We start from the raw sequence: 19,224 nt of genomic DNA on the forward strand, positions 1-19,224 counted from the left end.
GCCAGGTGCTAGCACCGCAGATCTTCAAGGCCAACGACATCCGCGGCATCGTCGTGGGGGAGGACCCCGAATGGGACCTCGACGGTGCCCGCGCGCTGGGTGCCGCCTTCGTCGAGCTGATGGGCCCGGTCGAATTCGTCCTCGGCCGCGACATGCGGATACTGGGCCGCGAGCTGTCGCTCGCCTTCGCCGACGGCGCCCGTCGCGCCGGCGCCTCCGTTGTGGATATCGGGCTCAGCTCCACCGATGAGCTGTGGTTCGCCTCGGGCTGGCTCAGCCTCCCCGGCGTCCAGTTCACGGCCAGCCACAATCCGGCCTCCTACAACGGGCTCAAGTTCTGCCTCACCGATGCCAGGCCGGTCCCTGCGGACTTCATGACCAGGCTGCGCGACGCGGCGGCCGGCGTCGAGCTCGGCGCCGAACCCACGGGCGGGTACCGCGAGCTGGACGCGCTCGACGCGTACGCGGACAAGCTCGGGGACCTGGTGCCGGTCACGGGGGAGCGCGAACTCACCGTCGTGGTCGACGCCGGCAACGGCATGGCCGGCCACACGGCCCTCACGGCCCTCGCCGGCCGGGGGCTCGACGTCGTGGGGCTCTACCTCGAGCTCGACGGCACGTTTCCCAATCATCCGGCCAACCCGCTGGAGCCGGAGAACCTCGTCGATGCGCAGGCCGCTGTGCTCGAACACGGCGCGGACCTGGGCCTGGTGTTCGACGGCGACGCGGACCGTTGCTTCATCATCGACGAGCTCGGTGGCGTGGTGGACCCGTCGGTGGTCACCGCGATGATCGCGGTGGCGGAGCTGGCGAAGCACCCTGGCTCGACCATCGTGACCAACACCATCACGTCGTGGTGCGTCGGGGAGGCGGTGGAGGGCCGTGGGGGCCGCGTGGTGCAGTCCACCGTCGGCCACACCTACGTCAAGGCCCTCATGGCTCAGACGGGCGCCGTGTTCGGCGGAGAGCACTCGGCCCACTACTACTTCCGCGACTTCTGGTCTGCGGACACGGGCATGCTCGCCGCCCTGCATGTCGTCGAGCTGGTGCGCCGGGCGGACCGCCCACTGTCCCAGCTGGCCGCCGTCTACGACGGGTACCACCGCTCCGGCGAGCTGAACTCCACCGTCGACGACGCGGACCTGTGCATGGACCGGGTGGCGCGGGAGCTCGAGGGTCGCGGCGAGGCGGACCGGGGCGACGGGCTGACGGTGCGCAACCGGGCCGAGGGATGGTGGATCAACCTGCGGCCCAGCAACACCGAACCGCTGCTGCGCCTCAATGTAGAGTCCCGCGACGAGGCCACCATGCGGGCGCTGCGTGACGAGGTGCTCGGCCTCGTACGGGCCGGGTAGATTCTTTCTTCACAGACTCGAGGAGGTCGACGATGGCAGACAAGACGATGGAGCTCTCGCCCGAATTCATGGCGGTGGCGGCGTGCCCGGCGTGCCACGCGAAGTTCGCCGTGGATTACGACGCGCAGGAGCTGGTGTGCACCAACCAGGCCTGCGGCCTGGCCTACCCGGTGCGCGACGACATCCCGGTGCTCCTGATCGACCAGGCTCGCAGCACGTTGTGAACGGCCAGCTCTTCGACGACTCGCGGCTGGAGGCCCCGGGCCTTGACGCGCATGAGGGCCTGAGGTGGCTGGCAATGACCGGAGCCCGGATCCGCCGCGCGGCGCTCACCGAGCCCGTGGGCCATCTGGAGCGGGCCGACAGGCCGCGCGGCATCCTCGCACTCGGCACGGAGGCGCGCCTGGTACGGGCCGTGCTGGAGGTGGCCTGTCCGGTGCCGTTCATGGCCTGGCCGGGCCCCGGCCTGCCGGCGTGGGTGGGTCCCCTGGACCTCACCGTCGTGCTGGGAGACGACGACACCCCGGAGTGGGTGCTGCAGTGTGCCGTGGAGGCCATGCGGCGCGGCTCCTCGATGATCGTGGCCGCGCCGGAGCATTCGCGTCTGGCGCAGGAGACGGCCTCGCCTGCCACCACCCTGATCCCCACCGTCGAGGCGGACTCGCTGTCGGCGGCCGTGGCAGTCCTGTCGCTGCTGGGTGACCTGGGGCTCGGCCCGTCGGTGCACACCGGTCACGTGGCGGACGCCGCGGACCTGGTGGCGGAGGCGTGCGCGCCCGGCCGGGACCTCTCGGACAATCCCGGCAAGGAGCTGGCGCTCTGCCTGGCGGACACGCTTCCGCTGATCTGGGGCGGTACCGTGCTCGCGGGCCGGGCCTCGCGACGCGTCGCCGAGTCGGTGCGCCGCGCGTGCGGACGCCCGGCCCTCGCCGCCGACGCCGCGGAACTGGACACCCTGCTGTGCGCCGTGAAGCCGCGTGATCCCTTCGCGGACCCCGTCGACGGGCCCACGGACATCCAGCCCTGCCTGGTGCTGCTCGACGACGACAAGCTCACCGACAGGCTCAGCGGGGTCGCGGAGCGGCTGGCGCGGAGGGCGGACTCCGTCGGCGCGCGGGTGGCGCGGGTGTCCTCAGGTGATAAGGACCTGGCGCTGAGCGACGTGGAACGCTACGTCACCCTGCTGCAGCGCGGCCTCTACGGCGCCGCCTACCTTGAGATCGGGCTCGCCGCAGAGTAGGGCCACGGCTGGCAGACTAGGCCGCATGCGCAAGGTCTTCGTCCTCAACGGTCCCAACCTCGGCCGGCTCGGCACCCGCCAGCCGGAGGTCTACGGCGCCACGACCCACGCGGACCTGGCCGAGCACCTCGTCGGTACCGGGCACGGCCTGGGCCTGGAGGTCGAGGTGAGGCAGACCGAACACGAGGGTGAGATGATCGGCTGGCTGCACGAGGCCGCCGATGCCGGCGCTGCCGTGGTGATCAACGCTGGGGCCTGGACGCACTACTCCTACGCCGTCGCCGACGCCGCCGCGCTGGTGCCCAGCTACGTCGAGGTGCACATCTCCAACGTGCACGGCCGCGAGGAGTTCCGGCAGCACAGCGTGTTGTCGGCCAAGGCGCAGGGCATCATCATCGGCTGCGGCGTCGACGGCTACGACCTCGCACTGGCCCACATCGCCGCGTCCGGCAAGACGCCGCCGGCCGGGTAGAGTGGCCGCGTGGATTTTCGCGTAGCTGACCTGTCCCTTGCCGAGTTCGGCCGCAGGGAGATCACCCTCGCCGAGCACGAGATGCCCGGCCTCATGGCCATGCGGGAGCGCTACGGCACCTCCAAGCCGCTGACCGGGGCCAGGATCGCCGGCTCCCTGCACATGACCATCCAGACGGCGGTGCTCATCGAGACCCTCGTGGCCCTCGGCGCCGAGGTGCGCTGGGCGTCGTGCAACATCTTCTCCACCCAGGACCATGCCGCCGCCGCCATCGCCGCCGCCGGCATCCCGGTGTTCGCGTGGAAGGGCGAGACGCTCGAGGAGTACTGGTGGTGCACCCGGCAGATCCTGGCATGGCCGGACGGGGGTCAGCCCAACATGATCCTCGACGACGGCGGCGACGCCACGCTGCTGGTTCACCAGGGTGTCGCGGCTCAGCGCGCCGGGGTCGTGCCCGAGGCGGCCGACGGCGACTCGCACGAGTGGCGCGTCATCCTCGACACGCTGCGCGAAACCCAGGGCGTCGTGGACTGGGAGGCGCTGGCGGCCTCCGTCCAGGGGGTCACCGAGGAGACCACCACGGGCGTGCACCGCCTCTACGAGATGGCCCGCCAGGGCTCGCTGCTCTTCCCGGCGATCAACGTCAACGATTCGGTCACCAAGTCGAAGTTCGACAACAAGTACGGCTGCCGCCATTCGCTCATCGACGGCATCAACCGGGCCACCGACGTGCTGATCGGCGGCAAGGTCGCCGTGGTCTGCGGCTACGGCGACGTGGGCAAGGGCTGCGCGGAGTCGTTGCGCGGCCAGGGCGCCCGCGTCATCGTCACCGAGGTGGACCCCATCTGCGCGCTGCAGGCGGCCATGGACGGCTATCAGGTGGCCGCGCTGGACTCGGTGGTGGACCGCGCGGACATCTTCATCACCGCCACCGGCTGCTGCGATGTCATCACCGCCGACGACATGGCCCGGATGAAGCACCAGGCCATCGTCGGCAACATCGGGCACTTCGACAACGAGATCGACATGGCCGGACTCGAGACCCGGGCCGGCGTCGAGAAGATCGAGATCAAGCCCCAGGTGCATGAGTGGCGCTTCGAGGACGGACACTCGGTCCTCGTGCTCAGTGAGGGACGGCTGCTCAACCTCGGCAACGCCACCGGCCACCCGTCGTTCGTGATGAGCAACTCGTTCACCAACCAGGTGCTCGCCCAGATCGAGCTGTTCACCAGGGCCGATGAGTACCCCGTGGGCGTGCACACGCTGCCGAAGGCACTCGACGAGGAGGTGGCCCGGCTGCACCTGGCCGCCCTCGGCGTCGAACTGTCCACCCTCACGCCCAAGCAGGCCGGCTACCTGGGTGTGGACCCCTCCGGCCCGTACAAGCCGGACAGCTACCGCTACTGAACCTGGCTCATCCGTCCGGGTTCATGGAGTGCCAGACCTCTTTGCACTCCGGGCACACCGGGTACTTCTCGGGGTTCTTGGTGGGCACCCACACCTTCCCGCAGAGCGCGACGACGGGGGTGCCGTTGACCATGGCGGCCACCAGCTTGTCCTTGGGCACGTAGTGGGAGAAGCGGTCCTGGTCGCCGTCCTCGAACGTTTCCGTGCGCTCCTGAGTGACGGTCTGGGATCCGGGGGCGAGCTCAGTCATGCGGCCCATGGTAGTGCTGGTGGAACAATGACGGACGGAGGTGGGGGCATGGCGGGTCCGGGGAGACGGCTGCTCATCGTCGGCATCATGCTGGCGGTGTTCTCGGTGGCATTCCAGTCCATCGGGCTGGCCACGGCCGTCCCCACCATCATGGAGTCCTTCGACGCCTCGCACCTGTACCCGTGGGCGTTCACCACGATGATCTCGGGGATGCTGCTGGCCACCATCATCAGCGGCCGGGTCGCGGACACGCGGGGACCCGCCGCCCCGATGTATGCGGGGTTCGTGCTGTTCGCCGTCGGCCTGCTGCTCGGTTGGTCCGCCGCGTCGGTGTGGATGGTGCTGGCGGCCCGGCTGGTGCAGGGCCTGGGAGCCGGCGCCCTCAACCTCACGCTCGCGGTCACGGTGGCCCACGGATTCGAGCCGCGGGAGCGGCCGCGCGTGATGGCGCTGGTGTCGTTCTGCTGGCTGCTGCCGGCGTTCATCGGACCGCCGTTCGCGGCTTGGCTGACCGGGTACGACTGGCGGCTGGTGTTCGCCACGATGCTGCCGCTGGTGGCCGTGGCGCTGCTGATGACTCTTCCGGGGCTGCGCGGGGTCCAGGCACGCTTCCGGGCAGGTGAGGGCGAGGTGGCGCCCGTCGCGGTCTGGCCCACGGTCGCCGTCACGCTGGGGCCCTCGCTCATCCTGGTGGGCGGCCAGAACCTGGGCTGGTTGAGCGCCGCGTCCGCCGTCGTGGGCGTCGGCGCGCTGCTGTGGGGGCTGCCGCGGATCCTCGCGCCCGGCACCCTGGGCATCGGAGCCGGCATCCCCAGCGTGGTCCTGTCCCGTGCCCTTCAGGCGGGGACGTTCTTCGCCGCCGAGACCATCCTGCTGGTCACCCTGCAACAGTTGCGTGGGCTCAGCCCATTCGAGGTGGGACTGGCGCTCACCGTCGGCAGTGTCGGCTGGTCGGCCGGATCGTGGCTGCAGTCGCAGGCATGGGTGCGCCTGCACCGCGACACCTACGTCACGCTGGGGGCCTCCTTCTCGACGGCGGGCATCGTGGCCATCACCGCGTTCGCCTGGTGGCCGGTGATCCCGCTCTGGGTGGGGTTGGGCGCGTGGATCCTGGGTGGCCTCGGGATGGGCCTGACCATGCCCAGCTCCGCGGTGGCCGTGATGAGCCTGTCGTCGGCGTTCGAGCAGGGGCGCAACCAGTCCTCCATGCAGGTGGCCGAATCCGTGGGCAATTCCGTCATCACGGCCGTGGCGGGGGGACTCTACACAGCGCTGCTGGTGGTGCCGCCGGAGAAGCTCAGCTACTCGGTCGCGCTCGGGGCGCTCAGCGTCGCCTCCGTGGCCGCGATCGTGGTCAGCCGCCGGATCGGGCGCATTCCCAACGAGCTACTCATGGCATCCTTGGACCCATGAGCTACTCCCCGCAGCAGCCGCCCGCAGGGTGGTACCCAGACCCGGCCGGCTCCGACGGCGAGCGCTACTGGGACGGGCTCGCGTGGTCGCAGTCCACTCGGGATCCGCACGTGCCGCCGCCCATGGCCCCTCAGCAGGGCTACGGCGCACCGATGGGCGACCCCCGGTTCCAGCCGCAGTCCGGCCGGCCCTACGCCGGATTCGGCTGGCGCGTGCTGGGTTTCATCATCGACTCCATCCTGCTGGGCATCGTCACCCAGCTCGTCGCGGGTGTCCTGGGACTCACGGTCGCCATCGACACGGCCATGGCCCGCTGGCAGCGCGACGTCATGGTCTACGCGGACAATCCCGTGGGCGAGATCCCCGTCCCGGGAGCGGACCTCTGGACCGCTCTGCTCTACAGCGGCATCGTCGGCGCCGTCCTGATGGCCGCCTACCGCACCGTCCTGTACGGCACCATGAGCGCCACCGTCGGCCAGCTGTTGCTGGGGATGCGGGTGGTCAAGGCCGGCGCACCGGCCGATTCGAAGCTGGACTGGACCACGGCCGCCGTCCGCGGCATCGCCAGCGCCATCCTCTACGAGGTCATCTGGGTGTTCAACGGCCTGTTCGCCGCGTTCACGCGCGAGAAGCAGACTCTGGGTGACATGATCGCCAAGACCCACGTCCTCAAGATCCGCTAGGGCTCTTCATCGTGACTGACCTCAACCACGGCCTGATCCAGCTGGCCGAACGCTTCGGCATAGCCCGGGAGTTCTGGGACTGGAAGGGGCGCCATGTGCCCATTCCCGCCGAGACGATCATCGGCGTCCTGGCCGCGTTCGATGTGGATGCGAGCACCCCCGAGGCCGCGGATGCGTCGCTGACCCGGCTCGAGGACGAGCGCTGGCGCCGCGTGGTGCCCTCGTGCACCGTCCTCGAGGAGGGACAGGGCGCGCACGTGCCCATCCATCTGCCCGCCGGCACCGAGGTGGACGTTCACATCGGCCTCGAATCCGGGGAGACGCGGCGCACCTGGCAGAGCGAGAACGTCGCGCCGGACCGGTGGGTCGACGGCGAGGCCATCGGCGAGGCGTCGTTCTGGGTGGGCGACGACCTGCCCACCGGCTACCACCACATCGTGGCCCGAACGGCTACCGGCGTGCACACGGGCATGCTCATCGTCACGCCATCGGTCGTCGGCTTCCCGGCGGCGATGCGGAACCAGCGGATCTGGGGTTACGGCACGCAGCTGTATTCGGTGACCTCGCGCCAGTCGTGGGGAATCGGGGACCTGGCGGACCTCGCGGACCTCATCACGTGGTCCGGCACCAAGCAGTTCGCCGGTTACGTGCTGATCAACCCCCTGCACGCGGCCCAGCCCGTGCCCCCCATGGAGCCCTCGCCCTACCTCCCGGCCAGCCGCCGCTTCATCAACCCCAGCTACATCCGCCCGGAGGCCATCCCCGAGTACGCCACCCTGGGCCGTGCCGAGCGGCTCCGGATCAAGGCGCTGCGTCGCCAGGCGCAGGCCGCGGCGGACACCTCTGGCATCGTGGACCGCAACGCCATCTGGCCGCTGAAGATCGAGGCGCTGCGTCTCATCCACGAATCGGGCATGCGCTCGGCCCGCCGGATCGCCTACGAGGACTTCCGCCGTCGCGAGGGCATCGGGCTGCGCAACTTCGCGCTCTGGTCCTGCCTGTCGCTCACCCACGGCCAGCTGTGGACGGAATGGCCGGAGGAGCTGCGCCGGCCGTCGTCGCCCGCGGTGGCGGCCTACGCGGAGGAGCACGCAGGGGACGTGGACTTCTTCGAGTGGCTGCAGTGGATCGCACAGACTCAGATCTCCGCCGCCCAGACGGTGGCCGCGGAGGTGAACATGCCGGTGGGCATCGTCACGGATCTCGCCGTCGGCGTGCACCGCCAGGGCGCCGAGACCTGGATGATGCCTGAGGTGTTCGCCTCCGGCATGAGCGTGGGGGCCCCGCCGGACCAGTACAACCAGGCGGGGCAGGACTGGGGTCAGCCCCCGTGGCGCCCGGACAAGCTCGAGGAGCTCGCCTACTCGCCGTTCCGGGCCATGGTGTCGGCCGCGCTGCGGCGGGTGGGCGGCGTACGGATCGACCACATCATCGGCCTCTTCCGGCTGTGGTGGGTGCCGATCGGTGCGGGGCCCACCAACGGGACCTACGTGCGCAACAACCACGAGGCGCTCGTCGGGATCCTGGCGCTGGAGGCGCAGCGGGCCCAGGCACTCATCGTCGGCGAGGACCTCGGCACCGTCGAGCCGTGGGTGCGCGACTATCTGTCCCGCCGGGGCATCCTCGGCACCTCGGTGCTGTGGTTCGAGGCGGGGATGCAGGGCGAGCCGCTGGATGCCCAGTGGTGGCGCCAGTACTGCATGGCCTCGGTCACCACCCACGATCTGCCGCCGACGCTTGGTTACCTCGCTGGGGACCACGTGCGGCTGCGCGACGACCTCGGCCTGCTCACCGAGCCGCTCCAGGAGGAACTCGACGCTGCGCAACGCGAACAGGCCGGCTGGCTGGCCAAGCTCGTCGACGAGGGGCTGCTCGCCGAGGATCAGCGTGATGAGCCCGTCGAGGTGATGCTGGCGCTCCACAAGTTCCTGCTGCGCACCCCGTCGAAGGTGTTGCTCGCGGCGCTCACGGACGCAGTGGGGGAGCGCCGGGCGCAGAACCAGCCGGGCACCGTGGACGAGTACCCAAACTGGCGGGTGCCGCTGGCGGACATGCGTGGCAAGCGGATCTCGCTGGAGGAGATCTTCAAGGCGCCGCTTCCGCGCCGCCTTGCCGCGGTGATGAACGGGCTCGACGAGCAGCCCGAATCCCGCTGGGACCGCTGACGAACGCCGGCGATGGCCACACTCCTGGCCCGGCATCGTGGGCGGCGCTCCTGGGCGAGCGGCCTGTTGCCGCCGCCCGGATCCTAGGCCCCGGGCGGTCCTGACTTGCCAGGTGGACCTGCATCCGCCGCGTCGGCGAGATCACCGGCTTCCGGGTGACCGGATCGAACGTGACTGTCCATTGATCGGCGTCGGCGTTGAATCGTTGGGGCTCGATGACCGCGTGATGATGTGCACAGAGCAGGACCATGTTTCCCAGCGACGTGGGCCCGTCGAGATACCACGGAATCACGTGATGTGCTTCGCACGCCGAATCCGGTGCGGTGCAGTTGGGGAATGCGCAGCCGCCGTCGCGGAGGGACAGTGCCTTGCGGATGCCGGGGTTCACCAGCCGCTTCGTCTGTCCGATGTCCAGGATCTCCGAGGCAGCGCCCAGGACGGCCGGGGTGAGGTCCGCGTCGCAGCAGAGCCGGCGCAGGTCTCCGGGTGCGATCTCCGCACCCGACGCTAGTAAGCCCAATGCCTCCGCGCGACCCCGTAGGTCCGCCTCGCTGATGGTGATCACGATCCGCGGCCGGTCTCCGGCCGCTGTCGGCGCCCCGCGATGCTCGGCCACGATGGTGGTGAACGCGTCGGCCCTGCGTTGGTCGGGCGTGCGGCCCTGATCGGCTGCAGCGTAGCTCCGGAGCAGCTGCGGCCCGGGGCGCAGGGAGCGGACGCCGGCGAGACGGCCCCGCGCCGCTCGTCGATCCGCCTGCACGTACGCCTCCAGGGTGGCGATCAGCGGCGCCGCGTCCACCTCAGGCAGGGAGCCGCGGAACCACACGGAGCCGTCGCCGTCGTCGCCGTAGCTGAACGACCGCTTGGCCCGCGCCCGGCGCGTCTGCGCCTCGATGTCTGCGACCTGCTCCGCCGCGGTGGGCATCAGTTCCGGCGCGACCTCCGCCAGAACGAGCGCCGCCGCCTGCGCCAGCTTGCGGGGCGTGGCGCTGGCAGCGCGCCCGATGAACACTGCCTGCGCCCGCTCCACCTGCTCGGCACTCAACCCGGCCGGGAGTTGCGCCATGCCCTTGCAGATGGCCACCGCATGTCCGGGCGACACGTCGCCCTCGAGAGCCGCCTGCCGGACCTGCGAGTGTGTGGCGAGGTCCCGGGCCTGGAACACCTGCGCGGCGGCCTCCCTCGTGTCACGTTGCTCGCTGACGGCCAGGAAGGACGTCAGCGGAGTGCCTGCGGACTTCATCGACGCCTGGGCCCGGTTGGCCTCGTCAGTGAGGACAAGTGCGAGCGACTCGATCCGCTCGGCGAGCCGCCTGGCCCGCTGCATCAGACGCAGCCTGGCCGTGGGCTCCAGCCCTTCGCGCTCCGCGTGGTCCACCAGCGACAGCGTGGACTCCAGCGCACCGAGCGCCTGGTCCGTGGTGAGCCGTCGTTGAAGCATGAGTCCAGTATAAATAGAACAGGTGTGCGACGCAAGGCGTGGGTGTGAACTGTTGCCGCACTGTGATACTCGCTCTGACAAGGATTGATAGGCGCCTGGGTGTGCCCATCGCCGCCAGCGGGCCGAAGCAGGAGCCGGCCACCCTCGGCCCCGCGGGCAGGAGTTCACGGCCCGGGATCCCGGGCCTGACTCCCTGATTACTCCCCCGCCCACCGGGGACAGCGCACGTCGGAGCGCCCGGTCAGAGGTTCGGCACCAGCGGCGCGGCCTGATACGGGTTGGTGGACTGGTTGCCGGTCTCGTCGAGGATGAGGGTCTCCAGGGCCGGATCGCCCTTCGAGATCCGGTGGGCGCCCACCGGCAGCTCCGCCAGGGACTCGACGTGCCGGCGGCGCGCGTCGTCGAGGGTGGCGCGGTAGACCAGCTCGCCCCCGCGGAACACGGGGACGAGGAGGTCGCGGTCGTTGCCGTCGTTGGCGGGCGGGGTGCCCATCCCGATCACCTCGGACTCGGCCCTGCCGTCGGCCCCGCGGCGGCGCATGGCGAACTTCCGGCCGCCCAGCGTGTTCTTGCCCTTGGACTTCTTCGCCACCGGCGTCATCGGCGCGTTCGGATCGTCCGAGGCGGCGCGCGCCACGAGCTTGTACACGAACCCGCAGGTTGGGTGCCCGGAGCCGGTGACCAGCGCGGTGCCCACGCCGTAGCCGTCCACGGGGGCGCCCTGCAGCGCGGCGATCTGCCATTCGTCGAGGTCCGAGGTGACCATGATCCGGGTGTGGGTGGCGCCGAGGTCGTCGAGGAGATCACGGGCCTCGCGCGCCACCAGCGCCAGGTCGCCGGAGTCCAGCCTGATCGCTCCCAGCCGCCCGCCCGTGAGCTCCACGCCCAGCCGGATGGCGGCGTCGATGTCGTAGGTGTCCACCAGCAGCGTGGTGGCCTCGCCCAGTGTCGCGAGTTGTGCGCGGAAGGCGTCCTCCTCGGTGTCGTGCAGCAGGGTGAAGGAATGCGCCGCGGTGCCGATGGTCGGCACGCCGTAGGTGCGCCCCGCCTCGAGGTTCGACGTGGAGGCGAATCCTGCCACGTACGCGGCCCGGGCAGCGGCCACGGCCGACCACTCCTGCGTGCGCCTCGACCCCATCTCCGCGCACGGCCGGTCGCCGGCCATGGACGTCATCCGCGACGCAGCGGCGGCGATGGCGGAGTCGTGATTGTAGATGGCCAGCAGCACCGTCTCCAGCAGGCACGCCTCGGCGAAGGTGCCCTCGACGGAGAGCACCGGTGAGCCCGGGAAGTAGACCTCGCCCTCGGGGTAGCCCCAGATGTCTCCCGAGAAGTGGTAGTTCGCCAGCCACTCGGCCAGGTTGTCCTGGATGATCCCGCGCTCCAGAAGCCAGCTCAATTCGGCTTCGTCGAAGCGGAAGCGCTCGATGGCCTCGACGGCGCGCCCCAGCCCCGCCACCACGCCGTAGCGACGCCCCTCCGGCAGGCGGCGCGTGAACAGGTCGAAGAGGCTGCGCCGGTTGGCTGTGCCCGCGTTCATCGCGGCCTGCACCATGGTGAGCTCGTAGTGGTCGGTGAGCAGCGCGGTGGTCATGCACGGCACCCTATCCTGGGGCCATGAGCAGTGCAGGCGATGCCGGAGTCGAGGTCCTCGAGGCCCCCACCGAGGCCCCGGGCACGGTGGGCCAGTGGGTGACCATCGTCTGGGACGACCCGGTCAACCTCATGAGCTACGTCACCTACGTGTTCCAGGAGTACTTCAAGTACCCCCTGGAGAAGGCCGAGGAGCTGATGCTGAAGGTGCACCACGACGGGAAGGCGGTGGTCTCCACCGGCAACCGTGAGGCGATGGAGCGCGACGTGCTGGCGATGCAGGGCTACAACCTGTGGGCCTCGATGGAGCAGGCATGACGCTGGAGAACGAGGACATCGTGTGGGCCTTCGACGGCCGCGACGGCCGCGCCGAGGGGCTGCGCAACATGATCGAGCTCTACACCTCCCAGCTGGCCACCCTGCTGCCGGCCGAGAGCGACGACGCGTTCGAGCAGATCGTGGCGGACCTCTCCGACGACCCCACCAACCGCATGCTCGGCAATCCCCGCCTGATCCGGCTGTTCCCGCCCGCGATGCCGGACGCGAAGGGCGCCGACGACTTCTGGCGCGACTCCATCCACAACCAGGCCCGCGCCCGGACGGCGGCCGCGCGCATCGTCGTGGAGGACCTCGAGGGCTGGGACGAGTTCGTGCCGGTGGCGCTGGGGCGCGCCGACGCCTGGGTGAAGGTGCTCGGTGCGGTGCGGCTGTTCTGGTACACGGAACTGGCCGGCCCCGAGCGCCTCGCGGAACCGGACCCCAACGTCGAGGCCAGCGGGCTGCACGACCTCATCGAATGGCTGGGCTACCTGCTGGAGGACCTGCTCGAGTCACGCGCCACCTGCCTGAGGCTGGACGCCAGCCTGGACCCCATGGACTTCGAGCCGGCCGATGAGTGACCTGATCGAGCGGCCCATCGGCGTCTTCGACTCCGGCTTCGGCGGCCTCACCGTGCTGCGTTCCCTCGTGGAGCAGCTGCCCAACGAGGACTTCGTCTACCTGGGCGACACCGCCCGCGCGCCCTACGGCCCCAGATCCATCGCCGAGGTCCGCCGCTTCGCGCTGCAGGGCCTGGACCACCTCGTCGCGCAGGGGGTCAAGGCCCTCGTGATCGCCTGCAACTCCGCCTCGTCGGCCGTGCTGCGCGACGCGCGGGAGCGCTACGACGTGCCCATCACCGAGGTGGTGCTACCCGCCGCCACCCGTGCGGTCGCGGCCACCCGCAACGGTCGCGTGGCGGTGGTGGCCACGGAGTCGACGGTGAACTCGCGCTCCTACGACGACGCCTTCGCCATCGCTCCCCAGATCACCCTCACCGCGCAGGCGTGCCCCCGGTTCGTGGAATTCGTCGAGGCCGGCATCACGGGCGGTGACGAGTTGCTCGACGTGGCCCGTGAATACCTGGAGCCGGTGATCAAGGCGCACGCGGACACGCTGATCCTCGGATGTACGCACTACCCGCTGCTCAGCGGGGTGATCAGCTATGTGCTGGGCACGGGCGTCTCGCTCGTGTCGTCGGCGGAGGCGTGCGCGCAGTCCACCTACGCCCAGCTCACCCAGGCCGGCCTGCTGCACCACCAGCCGCGTGAGGCCGAGCGCAGGTTCCTCACCACAGGAGACGCCTCGGACTTCCAGGGCATCGGGCGGCGCCTGCTGGGCGGGTTCGTCACGAATGTCGAGCACGTGACGATCGACTAAGTTGGGCGCCATGACGTTTCGCCGTGGCGATGGCCGCGCCCCCGATGAACTGCGCGAGGTGCGCATCACCCGCAACTGGCTGGACCACGCGGAGGGGTCGGTGCTCGTGGAGTTCGGCCGCACCCGGGTCCTGATCGCCGCCTCCGTCACCGTCGGCGTGCCCCGGTGGCGGCAGGGCTCCGGCCTGGGCTGGGTCACCGCCGAGTACGCCATGCTGCCCCGGGCCACGCACACCCGGTCGGACAGGGAGTCCGTCAAGGGCAGGCTCGGCGGCCGCACCCATGAGATCTCGCGCCTGATCGGACGCTCGCTGCGCGCCGTCGTCGACTACAAGGCGCTGGGCGAGAACACCATCGTGCTGGACTGCGACGTGCTCCAGGCCGACGGTGGAACCCGCACCGCGGCCATCACCGGCGCCTATGTGGCACTGGCGGACGCCGTCGAGCACCTGCGGCGCCTCGGGGCGCTCAAGGGCGAGCCGCTGAAGGACTCGGTCGCGGCGATCTCCGTGGGGTTCAACGCCAACGGACACGCACTGCTGGATCTCAACTACGACGAGGACTCCGCGGCGGGCACGGACATGAACATCGTCATGACCGGCTCGGGCACGTTCATCGAGGTGCAGGGCACCGCGGAGGGCACGCCGTTCACCCGCGACGAGCTGGGCACGCTCCTGGATCTGGGCACGGCCGGCTGTGCGGAGTTGACCAGCCTGCAGCGCGAGGCACTGGCATGAGGTTGCCCGAGCGGTTGGTGCTGGCCACCAACAACCCGAAGAAGCTCGCCGAGCTGCGCCGCATCCTGGTGAGCGAGGGCGTGCGGGTCGAGGTGCTGGGGCTCGGCGACGTGGCGCGCTACCCCGAGCCGCCGGAGACGGAGCGCACCTTCGAGGGCAACGCGTTCCTCAAGGCCTCGGCCGCCGCCCGGGAGACGGGGCTGATGGCCGTCGCCGACGACTCGGGCCTGGAGGTGGACGAACTCAACGGCATGCCCGGCGTCCGCTCGGCCAGATGGGCCGGGCCGGCGTGCGACGACGAGGACAACAACCAGCTCCTGCTGGCGCAACTCGACGGCGTGCCGGCCGAGCGCCGCACCGCGCGCTTCGTCTGCGCGCTGGCCATGGTGGCGCCCACCGGTGAGCGGAGGGTCTGGCACGGCACGATGCCCGGCCGCATCGCGGAGGCGCCGGACGGGGAGAACGGCTTCGGCTACGACCCCCTGTTCATCCCCGCCGGCCTGGCCGTCTCGTCGGCCGAGCTGACGGCCGAGGAGAAGGACTCGATCAGCCACCGCGGCAACGCCGTGCGCGCCTTCGTCGATTACCTCAAGAGCCTCGAGGCGGAGGGGGCCGCATGAAGCAGTACCTGGACCTGCTGCGCCATGTCACGGACACCGGCGTGGACAAGCCGGACCGCACCGGCACCGGCACCCGGTCCGTGTTCGGTTACCAGATGCGCTTCGATCTGGCCGAGGGCTTCCCGCTGCTCACCACCAAGAAGGTCCACACCCGGTCGGTGTTCGGCGAGCTGCTGTGGTTCCTCCGAGGCAGTACGAACCTGGCCTGGCTGCACGAGAACAAGATCACCATCTGGGACGAATGGGCCGACGCCGACGGCGACCTGGGCCCCATCTACGGCTACCAGTGGCGCTCCTGGCCCACGCCGGACGGTCGCCACATCGACCAGCTGGCGGCCGTCGTCGAGTCCCTTAAGACCAGGCCGGACTCCCGCCGTCACATCGTCTCCGCGTGGAACGTGGCGGACGTGGACGCCATGGCCCTGCCGCCGTGCCACATGATGTTCCAGTTCTACGTGGCGCCGGCGGACGACGGTGGGCCCTCCCTGCTCAGCTGTCAGCTCTACCAGCGCTCGGCGGACGTCTTCCTCGGCGTGCCGTTCAACATCGCCTCCTATGCTCTGCTGACGCACCTCGTCGCGCAGGTGACGGGGCTGCGCGTGGGGGAGTTCGTGCACACGCTGGGCGACGCGCACATCTACTCCAATCACGTGGACCAGGTGGCCGAGCAGCTGACCCGGCAACCGCGGGCACTCCCGAGGCTGCGGCTCAACCCCGAGGTGACCGAGCTGGACGCGTTCACGCTGGCCGACATCGAGGTGGTCGGCTACGACCCGCACCCCGCCATCAAGGCGCCCATCGCCGTGTAGGCGGGCTACCCTAACCCTCATGAGCGAACTGCGGCCCTCCTTCCAGGAGCGGGACCGGTATCTCGAGCTGCTGTCCACGGCGTACGCGGACGGCCGGCTCGACGAGTCCGAGTTCGAGACGCGCAGCAACGCCGTGCTCGCCGCGGTGACCCACCGCGATGCCATGGCCCAGTTCCAGGGCCTGCCGCAGCCCAACATCGTTCCGGTGACGCCGGCGTTTCCGCGCCCCCAACCTGGGCCGCCGCAGGCGTTCCAGCCCTTGCCGGAGGTGTATCGCGGCGTGCCGTCGAGTGACGTGGGCCGCCGCGTCCTGTTGGGCGTCGGGGCGACCGTCGTGGGGCTGGGGGTTCTGGGGGTGATCGGGTTCTCCGGCATGATGATGAGTGAGTCCGTGACGGGGGGTATGAACCCGATGATGCCGGAGCCCGAGTGGGCCGGGGGATCGCTCGAGTTGGACCCGATGTTCTTCGAGGGCTGGGCCGAGACCTCGGCGCTGCTGCTCGATCACGGCCTGGACTCCCTCGTCGAGTTGCGCATCACGGTCGACGAGATCGCCGGCGTCGGGTCGCAGGCCCGGGCGCCCGGCGAGATCACCACCTTCTCCCGTCTGGGCATGGGGCCCATCGAGATGAGCGGATCCACCGTGGCCGGGCCGGTCAACCTCGCGGAGTTGGATCTGGTCAACGGGCTCGTCCCGAAGGCGCTGGAGACGGCTGCGCTCAATCTCACCGGTTCAGTCACTGAGGTGTTGCTGCTGTGGACGGACGCCGGCGATCCCACGGTGCGGGTCACGGCCGTCGACGGCCGTGAGTCCGGGTCGGTCCAGGTCGACGCCGCCGGCGAGACGATCGATGTCCGGCCGATGGAACCGCGATGAGGATCGTCGCGATCGCGGCCGTGGCCGACAACTGGGTGATTGGCTCCGGCGAGGACATGCTGTGGCACATCCCCGAGGACTTCCGCCGCTTCAAGAAGGTGACCACCGGCAACACGGTGATCTTCGGGCGCCGCACGCACGAGCAGATCGGGTTGCTGCCCAACCGTCGGATCATCGTCGTCACCCGCGACCATGGCTGGAGCGACGACGGCGTCGAGGTGGCGCACTCCATCACCGAGGCGCTGGACCTGGCGGCCGAGACCCCGGAGCGGGTGTGTTACGTAGGCGGCGGCGCCCAGGTCTACGAGGCGGCGTGGCCGTACCTCACCGAGCTGGACATCACCCACGTCCACCAGGACCCCGACGGCGGGGCCCGCTTCCCCATGATCTCGCCGCGGGAATGGACCGAGGTCTCCCGCGAGATCAGGCAGGGGTTCGACTTCGCGCAGTACCGGCCCACCCCGGCCGTCGGCTGACGCCCCGATGGCGCGTCGGATCCTGCACCTCGACCTGGACGCCTTCTTCGCCGCAGTCGAGCAGCGCGACAAGCCCAGCCTTCGCGGCAGGCCGGTCGTGGTGGGCGGCGCCGGGCCTCGCGGGGTGGTGGCGACGGCGTCCTACGAGGCGCGCCGCTTCGGGGTGCGTTCCGCGATGTCCGGGGCGGAGGCGCGGAGACGGGCGCCGAACGCCGCGTTCCTGGGCGGGCGGTTCGCGGCCTACCGCGAGTCGTCGAGGATCGTGATGGAGCTCCTGAGGGAGGTGTCGCCGCTGGTGGAGCCCCTCAGCTTCGACGAGGCGTTCGTGGACCTGGCGCCCACAGGGTGGGGCGAGGCTGAGTTGGCTGAGCGCGTGGCCGCGCTGCGTGCCGAGCTGACCGAGCGGACTGAGGGACTGACGGCCTCCGTCGGGGTGGCCACCTCGAAGTTCCTGGCCAAGCTGGCCTCGGAGGCCGCCAAACCCGACGGTGCCCGGATCCTGGACCCCGGGGAGGAGCTCGGCTTCCTGGCGCCCCTCCCGGTGCGGGCCATCCCCGGCGTCGGGCCGGCGACGGAGCAACGCCTGGTGGCCATCGGGGCCTACACCGTCGAGGACCTGCGCGCCGCCGACCCCGCCGAGCTGATCCGCGAGGTGGGGCAGGCCGCAGGCGAAGGGCTGGCCGCGCTGGCGTGGGGCCGTGACGACCGCGTCGTCCACCCGCAGCGCGACCCCAAATCCATCTCGACGGAGGACACGTTCGCCACCGACCTCACGGACCGCACCCAGCTGGAGATGATCCTCCGCCGCGACGCGGCGTCCGTGGCCGGGCGGCTCACCCGCGCCGGCTACTTCGCCCGGACGGTGACGGTCAAGGTGCGGTTCCCGGACTTCACCACCCGCACCGTCGCGCGCAGCCTCGGCGGGGCCACCGACGCCGTCGACGTGATCACCGCCGCGGGGCTCGACCTGCTGGGCGAGGTGGATGTGCGGGCCGGGGTCCGGCTCCTGGGGATCGGGGTGTCCAACTTCGCCACCTCCGCGCAGGAACGGTTGTTCGGCGACGAGGAGGCGGCAGCCTCGGTCACGGAGATCAGCCATGGCGAGGACGTGGGGTTGAGCGGCGTCAGGGGTCGCGGCTTCCATCCCGGGGCGGATGTGGTGCATGACGAGCACGGTCGCGGCTGGGTGTGGGGATCGGGGCTGGGGCGCGTCACGGTGCGGTTCGAGACCCGCCACTCCGGCCCGGGGCCGATCCGGACGTTCGCGCTCGACGACCCGACCCTCCGCCCGGCCGACATCGATCCGCTGCCGCGCGCCGTCCTCGACGACGAGCGCTAGGACTCAGGCCTGGAACGCCCTTCACCAGCCGCGGACCTTCCCATCCCTGCGCGCGGAGGCGCCTCGGTAGGGTTGGCGGCATGGGAGCGCGCATGTTCACCGCCGTCCTTCCGCCCGCCTCATTGGTCGCGGAACTCGGCGCCCTGCTGGAGCCCCGCCGTGACGTGGATCCCACGCTGCGATGGTCGCGGCCGGAGGGCTGGCACCTGACCACGTCGTTCATGGGCGACGTCCCGGCGGACGCCCTGGACCGGCTGGAGGAGAACCTGGCCGGCGTCGCGGCACGGTCGCGGCCTTTCGGGGTGGGCGTCGGGGGCGGGCTGGCGTTCCCGCACGCGGCGAAGGCGAAGGTGCTGGCGCTGGGAGTCCGTGAGGGCCACGACGAGCTGGCCGCGCTGTCGGCGTCGTGCCGTGCCGCCGCGAGCCGGGCAGGGGTGGAGGCCGACGGCGCCCGCTTCGTCGGGCACCTGACCCTGGCGAGGCACGGCCGCGGCGTGGTGGCGGTCCGATGGCTGGAGGTGCTGGATTCCTTTCCCGGTTGGCGTTGGCTTGCTCAGGAGGTATGCCTGGTGGAGTCCCGGGGTTCGGGGGCGCGCTACGGGGTGGTGTCGCGGTTCCCGCTGGGGGAGGCAGGAAGTTGAGCCGGACAC

Annotated in this window: 21 protein-coding genes; 18 read left to right on the top strand and 3 right to left on the bottom strand. The window is 70.7% G+C overall.

Features of this window, described 5'->3' with window-relative positions; translation table 11 throughout:
- Nucleotides 1–5 precede the first annotated feature (5 nt).
- The 5 genes from ACX1D0_RS01725 (at nt 6) to ahcY (ending at nt 4,474) form a co-directional block, all read left to right on the top strand.
- Nucleotides 6–1,355, top strand: a complete 1,350-nt coding sequence (locus ACX1D0_RS01725) for a phosphohexomutase domain-containing protein (RefSeq protein ID WP_459019192.1) — start codon at nt 6–8, stop codon at nt 1,353–1,355.
- Nucleotides 1,356–1,387: 32 nt separating this feature from the next.
- Nucleotides 1,388–1,579, top strand: a complete 192-nt coding sequence (locus tag ACX1D0_RS01730) for a Trm112 family protein (RefSeq protein ID WP_459019193.1) — start codon at nt 1,388–1,390, stop codon at nt 1,577–1,579.
- Between the two features lie 74 nt (nt 1,580–1,653).
- On the top strand, nt 1,654–2,595 hold the full coding sequence (locus tag ACX1D0_RS01735) for an SIS domain-containing protein (protein ID WP_459019194.1): 942 nt from the start codon (nt 1,654–1,656) through the stop codon (nt 2,593–2,595).
- A 25-nt stretch (nt 2,596–2,620) separates the two neighbouring features.
- Nucleotides 2,621–3,067, top strand: coding sequence for a type II 3-dehydroquinate dehydratase (locus tag ACX1D0_RS01740; protein ID WP_459019195.1), 447 nt, complete (start codon nt 2,621–2,623; stop codon nt 3,065–3,067).
- A gap of 9 nt (nt 3,068–3,076) precedes the next feature.
- Nucleotides 3,077–4,474, top strand: a complete 1,398-nt coding sequence (ahcY, locus tag ACX1D0_RS01745; RefSeq protein ID WP_459019196.1) for an adenosylhomocysteinase — start codon at nt 3,077–3,079, stop codon at nt 4,472–4,474.
- 7 nt (nt 4,475–4,481) lie between these two features.
- Here ahcY and ACX1D0_RS01750 read toward each other — a convergent pair whose 3' ends face one another.
- Nucleotides 4,482–4,724 carry a DUF3039 domain-containing protein gene (locus ACX1D0_RS01750; protein ID WP_459019197.1) on the bottom strand — a complete coding sequence of 81 codons (243 nt, stop codon included), beginning with the start codon at nt 4,722–4,724 and terminating at the stop codon, nt 4,482–4,484.
- A gap of 48 nt (nt 4,725–4,772) precedes the next feature.
- On the opposite strand from ACX1D0_RS01750, the gene ACX1D0_RS01755 reads away from it, so the two are divergent.
- The 3 genes from ACX1D0_RS01755 to malQ are packed head-to-tail and all read left to right on the top strand — an operon-like array spanning nt 4,773 to nt 8,985.
- Nucleotides 4,773–6,137, top strand: coding sequence for an MFS transporter (locus ACX1D0_RS01755; protein ID WP_459019198.1), 1,365 nt, complete (start codon nt 4,773–4,775; stop codon nt 6,135–6,137).
- On the top strand, nt 6,134–6,820 hold the full coding sequence (locus ACX1D0_RS01760; protein ID WP_459019199.1) for an RDD family protein: 687 nt from the start codon (nt 6,134–6,136) through the stop codon (nt 6,818–6,820). The genes ACX1D0_RS01755 and ACX1D0_RS01760 overlap by 4 nt, the downstream gene beginning before the upstream one ends.
- Nucleotides 6,821–6,831: 11 nt before the next feature.
- Nucleotides 6,832–8,985, top strand: a complete 2,154-nt coding sequence (gene malQ, locus ACX1D0_RS01765; protein ID WP_459019200.1) for a 4-alpha-glucanotransferase — start codon at nt 6,832–6,834, stop codon at nt 8,983–8,985.
- Here malQ and ACX1D0_RS01770 read toward each other — a convergent pair.
- Both ACX1D0_RS01770 and ACX1D0_RS01775 read right to left on the bottom strand, forming a co-directional pair.
- Nucleotides 8,906–10,426 (bottom strand): HNH endonuclease signature motif containing protein, encoded by a 1,521-nt coding sequence (locus tag ACX1D0_RS01770; protein WP_459019201.1) that lies wholly within the window; start codon nt 10,424–10,426, stop codon nt 8,906–8,908. The genes malQ and ACX1D0_RS01770 overlap by 80 nt on opposite strands.
- A 241-nt stretch (nt 10,427–10,667) precedes the next feature.
- Nucleotides 10,668–12,020, bottom strand: coding sequence for a nicotinate phosphoribosyltransferase (locus tag ACX1D0_RS01775; RefSeq protein WP_459019202.1), 1,353 nt, complete (start codon nt 12,018–12,020; stop codon nt 10,668–10,670).
- A gap of 23 nt (nt 12,021–12,043) precedes the next feature.
- Between ACX1D0_RS01775 and clpS the strand changes: the two genes are divergently transcribed.
- The 10 genes from clpS (at nt 12,044) to thpR (ending at nt 19,215) form a co-directional block, all read left to right on the top strand.
- Nucleotides 12,044–12,337 (top strand): ATP-dependent Clp protease adapter ClpS, encoded by a 294-nt coding sequence (gene clpS / locus ACX1D0_RS01780; RefSeq protein ID WP_459019203.1) that lies wholly within the window; start codon nt 12,044–12,046, stop codon nt 12,335–12,337.
- Nucleotides 12,334–12,918, top strand: a complete 585-nt coding sequence (locus ACX1D0_RS01785) for a DUF2017 family protein (protein ID WP_459019204.1) — start codon at nt 12,334–12,336, stop codon at nt 12,916–12,918. Before clpS ends, ACX1D0_RS01785 begins: the two co-directional genes overlap by 4 nt.
- Nucleotides 12,911–13,717 (top strand): glutamate racemase, encoded by an 807-nt coding sequence (gene murI, locus ACX1D0_RS01790; protein WP_459019205.1) that lies wholly within the window; start codon nt 12,911–12,913, stop codon nt 13,715–13,717. Before ACX1D0_RS01785 ends, murI begins: the two co-directional genes overlap by 8 nt.
- Before the next feature lie 10 nt (nt 13,718–13,727).
- Nucleotides 13,728–14,453, top strand: coding sequence for a ribonuclease PH (gene rph, locus ACX1D0_RS01795; protein ID WP_459019206.1), 726 nt, complete (start codon nt 13,728–13,730; stop codon nt 14,451–14,453).
- Entirely contained in the window at nt 14,450–15,073 is a 624-nt protein-coding gene (gene rdgB / locus ACX1D0_RS01800) for an RdgB/HAM1 family non-canonical purine NTP pyrophosphatase (protein WP_459019207.1), read from the top strand. The genes rph and rdgB overlap by 4 nt, the downstream gene beginning before the upstream one ends.
- A complete protein-coding gene (locus ACX1D0_RS01805; protein WP_459019208.1) occupies nt 15,070–15,882 on the top strand; it encodes a thymidylate synthase in 813 nt (270 codons plus the stop codon). Before rdgB ends, ACX1D0_RS01805 begins: the two co-directional genes overlap by 4 nt.
- A gap of 19 nt (nt 15,883–15,901) precedes the next feature.
- Nucleotides 15,902–16,759 carry a DUF1707 SHOCT-like domain-containing protein gene (locus ACX1D0_RS01810; RefSeq protein ID WP_459019209.1) on the top strand — a complete coding sequence of 286 codons (858 nt, stop codon included), beginning with the start codon at nt 15,902–15,904 and terminating at the stop codon, nt 16,757–16,759.
- A complete protein-coding gene (locus ACX1D0_RS01815; protein WP_459019210.1) occupies nt 16,756–17,235 on the top strand; it encodes a dihydrofolate reductase in 480 nt (159 codons plus the stop codon). Before ACX1D0_RS01810 ends, ACX1D0_RS01815 begins: the two co-directional genes overlap by 4 nt.
- A gap of 7 nt (nt 17,236–17,242) precedes the next feature.
- The gene (locus tag ACX1D0_RS01820; protein ID WP_459019211.1) at nt 17,243–18,574 is read left to right on the top strand and encodes a DNA polymerase IV; all 1,332 of its coding nucleotides are present in this window, start codon (nt 17,243–17,245) and stop codon (nt 18,572–18,574) included.
- Between the two features lie 80 nt (nt 18,575–18,654).
- On the top strand, nt 18,655–19,215 hold the full coding sequence (gene thpR / locus ACX1D0_RS01825) for an RNA 2',3'-cyclic phosphodiesterase (protein ID WP_459019212.1): 561 nt from the start codon (nt 18,655–18,657) through the stop codon (nt 19,213–19,215).
- Nucleotides 19,216–19,224: the final 9 nt, after the last annotated feature.

Source organism: Tessaracoccus pujii (assembly GCF_054483895.1).

What these genes read in the sequence shown, in the direction of transcription:
- ACX1D0_RS01730 (WP_459019193.1), top strand. Translation starts at nt 1,388, where the DNA reads ATGGCAGACAAGACGATGGAGCTCTCGCCCGAATTCATGGCGGTGGCG.
- ACX1D0_RS01735 (WP_459019194.1), top strand. Translation starts at nt 1,654, where the DNA reads ATGACCGGAGCCCGGATCCGCCGCGCGGCGCTCACCGAGCCCGTGGGC.
- ACX1D0_RS01740 (WP_459019195.1), top strand. Translation starts at nt 2,621, where the DNA reads ATGCGCAAGGTCTTCGTCCTCAACGGTCCCAACCTCGGCCGGCTCGGC.
- ACX1D0_RS01750 (WP_459019197.1), bottom strand. Translation starts at nt 4,724, where the DNA reads ATGACTGAGCTCGCCCCCGGATCCCAGACCGTCACTCAGGAGCGCACG.
- ACX1D0_RS01755 (WP_459019198.1), top strand. Translation starts at nt 4,773, where the DNA reads ATGGCGGGTCCGGGGAGACGGCTGCTCATCGTCGGCATCATGCTGGCG.
- ACX1D0_RS01760 (WP_459019199.1), top strand. Translation starts at nt 6,134, where the DNA reads ATGAGCTACTCCCCGCAGCAGCCGCCCGCAGGGTGGTACCCAGACCCG.
- ACX1D0_RS01770 (WP_459019201.1), bottom strand. Translation starts at nt 10,426, where the DNA reads ATGCTTCAACGACGGCTCACCACGGACCAGGCGCTCGGTGCGCTGGAG.
- ACX1D0_RS01775 (WP_459019202.1), bottom strand. Translation starts at nt 12,020, where the DNA reads ATGACCACCGCGCTGCTCACCGACCACTACGAGCTCACCATGGTGCAG.
- clpS (WP_459019203.1), top strand. Translation starts at nt 12,044, where the DNA reads ATGAGCAGTGCAGGCGATGCCGGAGTCGAGGTCCTCGAGGCCCCCACC.
- ACX1D0_RS01785 (WP_459019204.1), top strand. Translation starts at nt 12,334, where the DNA reads ATGACGCTGGAGAACGAGGACATCGTGTGGGCCTTCGACGGCCGCGAC.
- murI (WP_459019205.1), top strand. Translation starts at nt 12,911, where the DNA reads ATGAGTGACCTGATCGAGCGGCCCATCGGCGTCTTCGACTCCGGCTTC.
- rph (WP_459019206.1), top strand. Translation starts at nt 13,728, where the DNA reads ATGACGTTTCGCCGTGGCGATGGCCGCGCCCCCGATGAACTGCGCGAG.
- rdgB (WP_459019207.1), top strand. Translation starts at nt 14,450, where the DNA reads ATGAGGTTGCCCGAGCGGTTGGTGCTGGCCACCAACAACCCGAAGAAG.
- ACX1D0_RS01805 (WP_459019208.1), top strand. Translation starts at nt 15,070, where the DNA reads ATGAAGCAGTACCTGGACCTGCTGCGCCATGTCACGGACACCGGCGTG.
- ACX1D0_RS01810 (WP_459019209.1), top strand. Translation starts at nt 15,902, where the DNA reads ATGAGCGAACTGCGGCCCTCCTTCCAGGAGCGGGACCGGTATCTCGAG.
- ACX1D0_RS01815 (WP_459019210.1), top strand. Translation starts at nt 16,756, where the DNA reads ATGAGGATCGTCGCGATCGCGGCCGTGGCCGACAACTGGGTGATTGGC.
- ACX1D0_RS01820 (WP_459019211.1), top strand. Translation starts at nt 17,243, where the DNA reads ATGGCGCGTCGGATCCTGCACCTCGACCTGGACGCCTTCTTCGCCGCA.
- thpR (WP_459019212.1), top strand. Translation starts at nt 18,655, where the DNA reads ATGGGAGCGCGCATGTTCACCGCCGTCCTTCCGCCCGCCTCATTGGTC.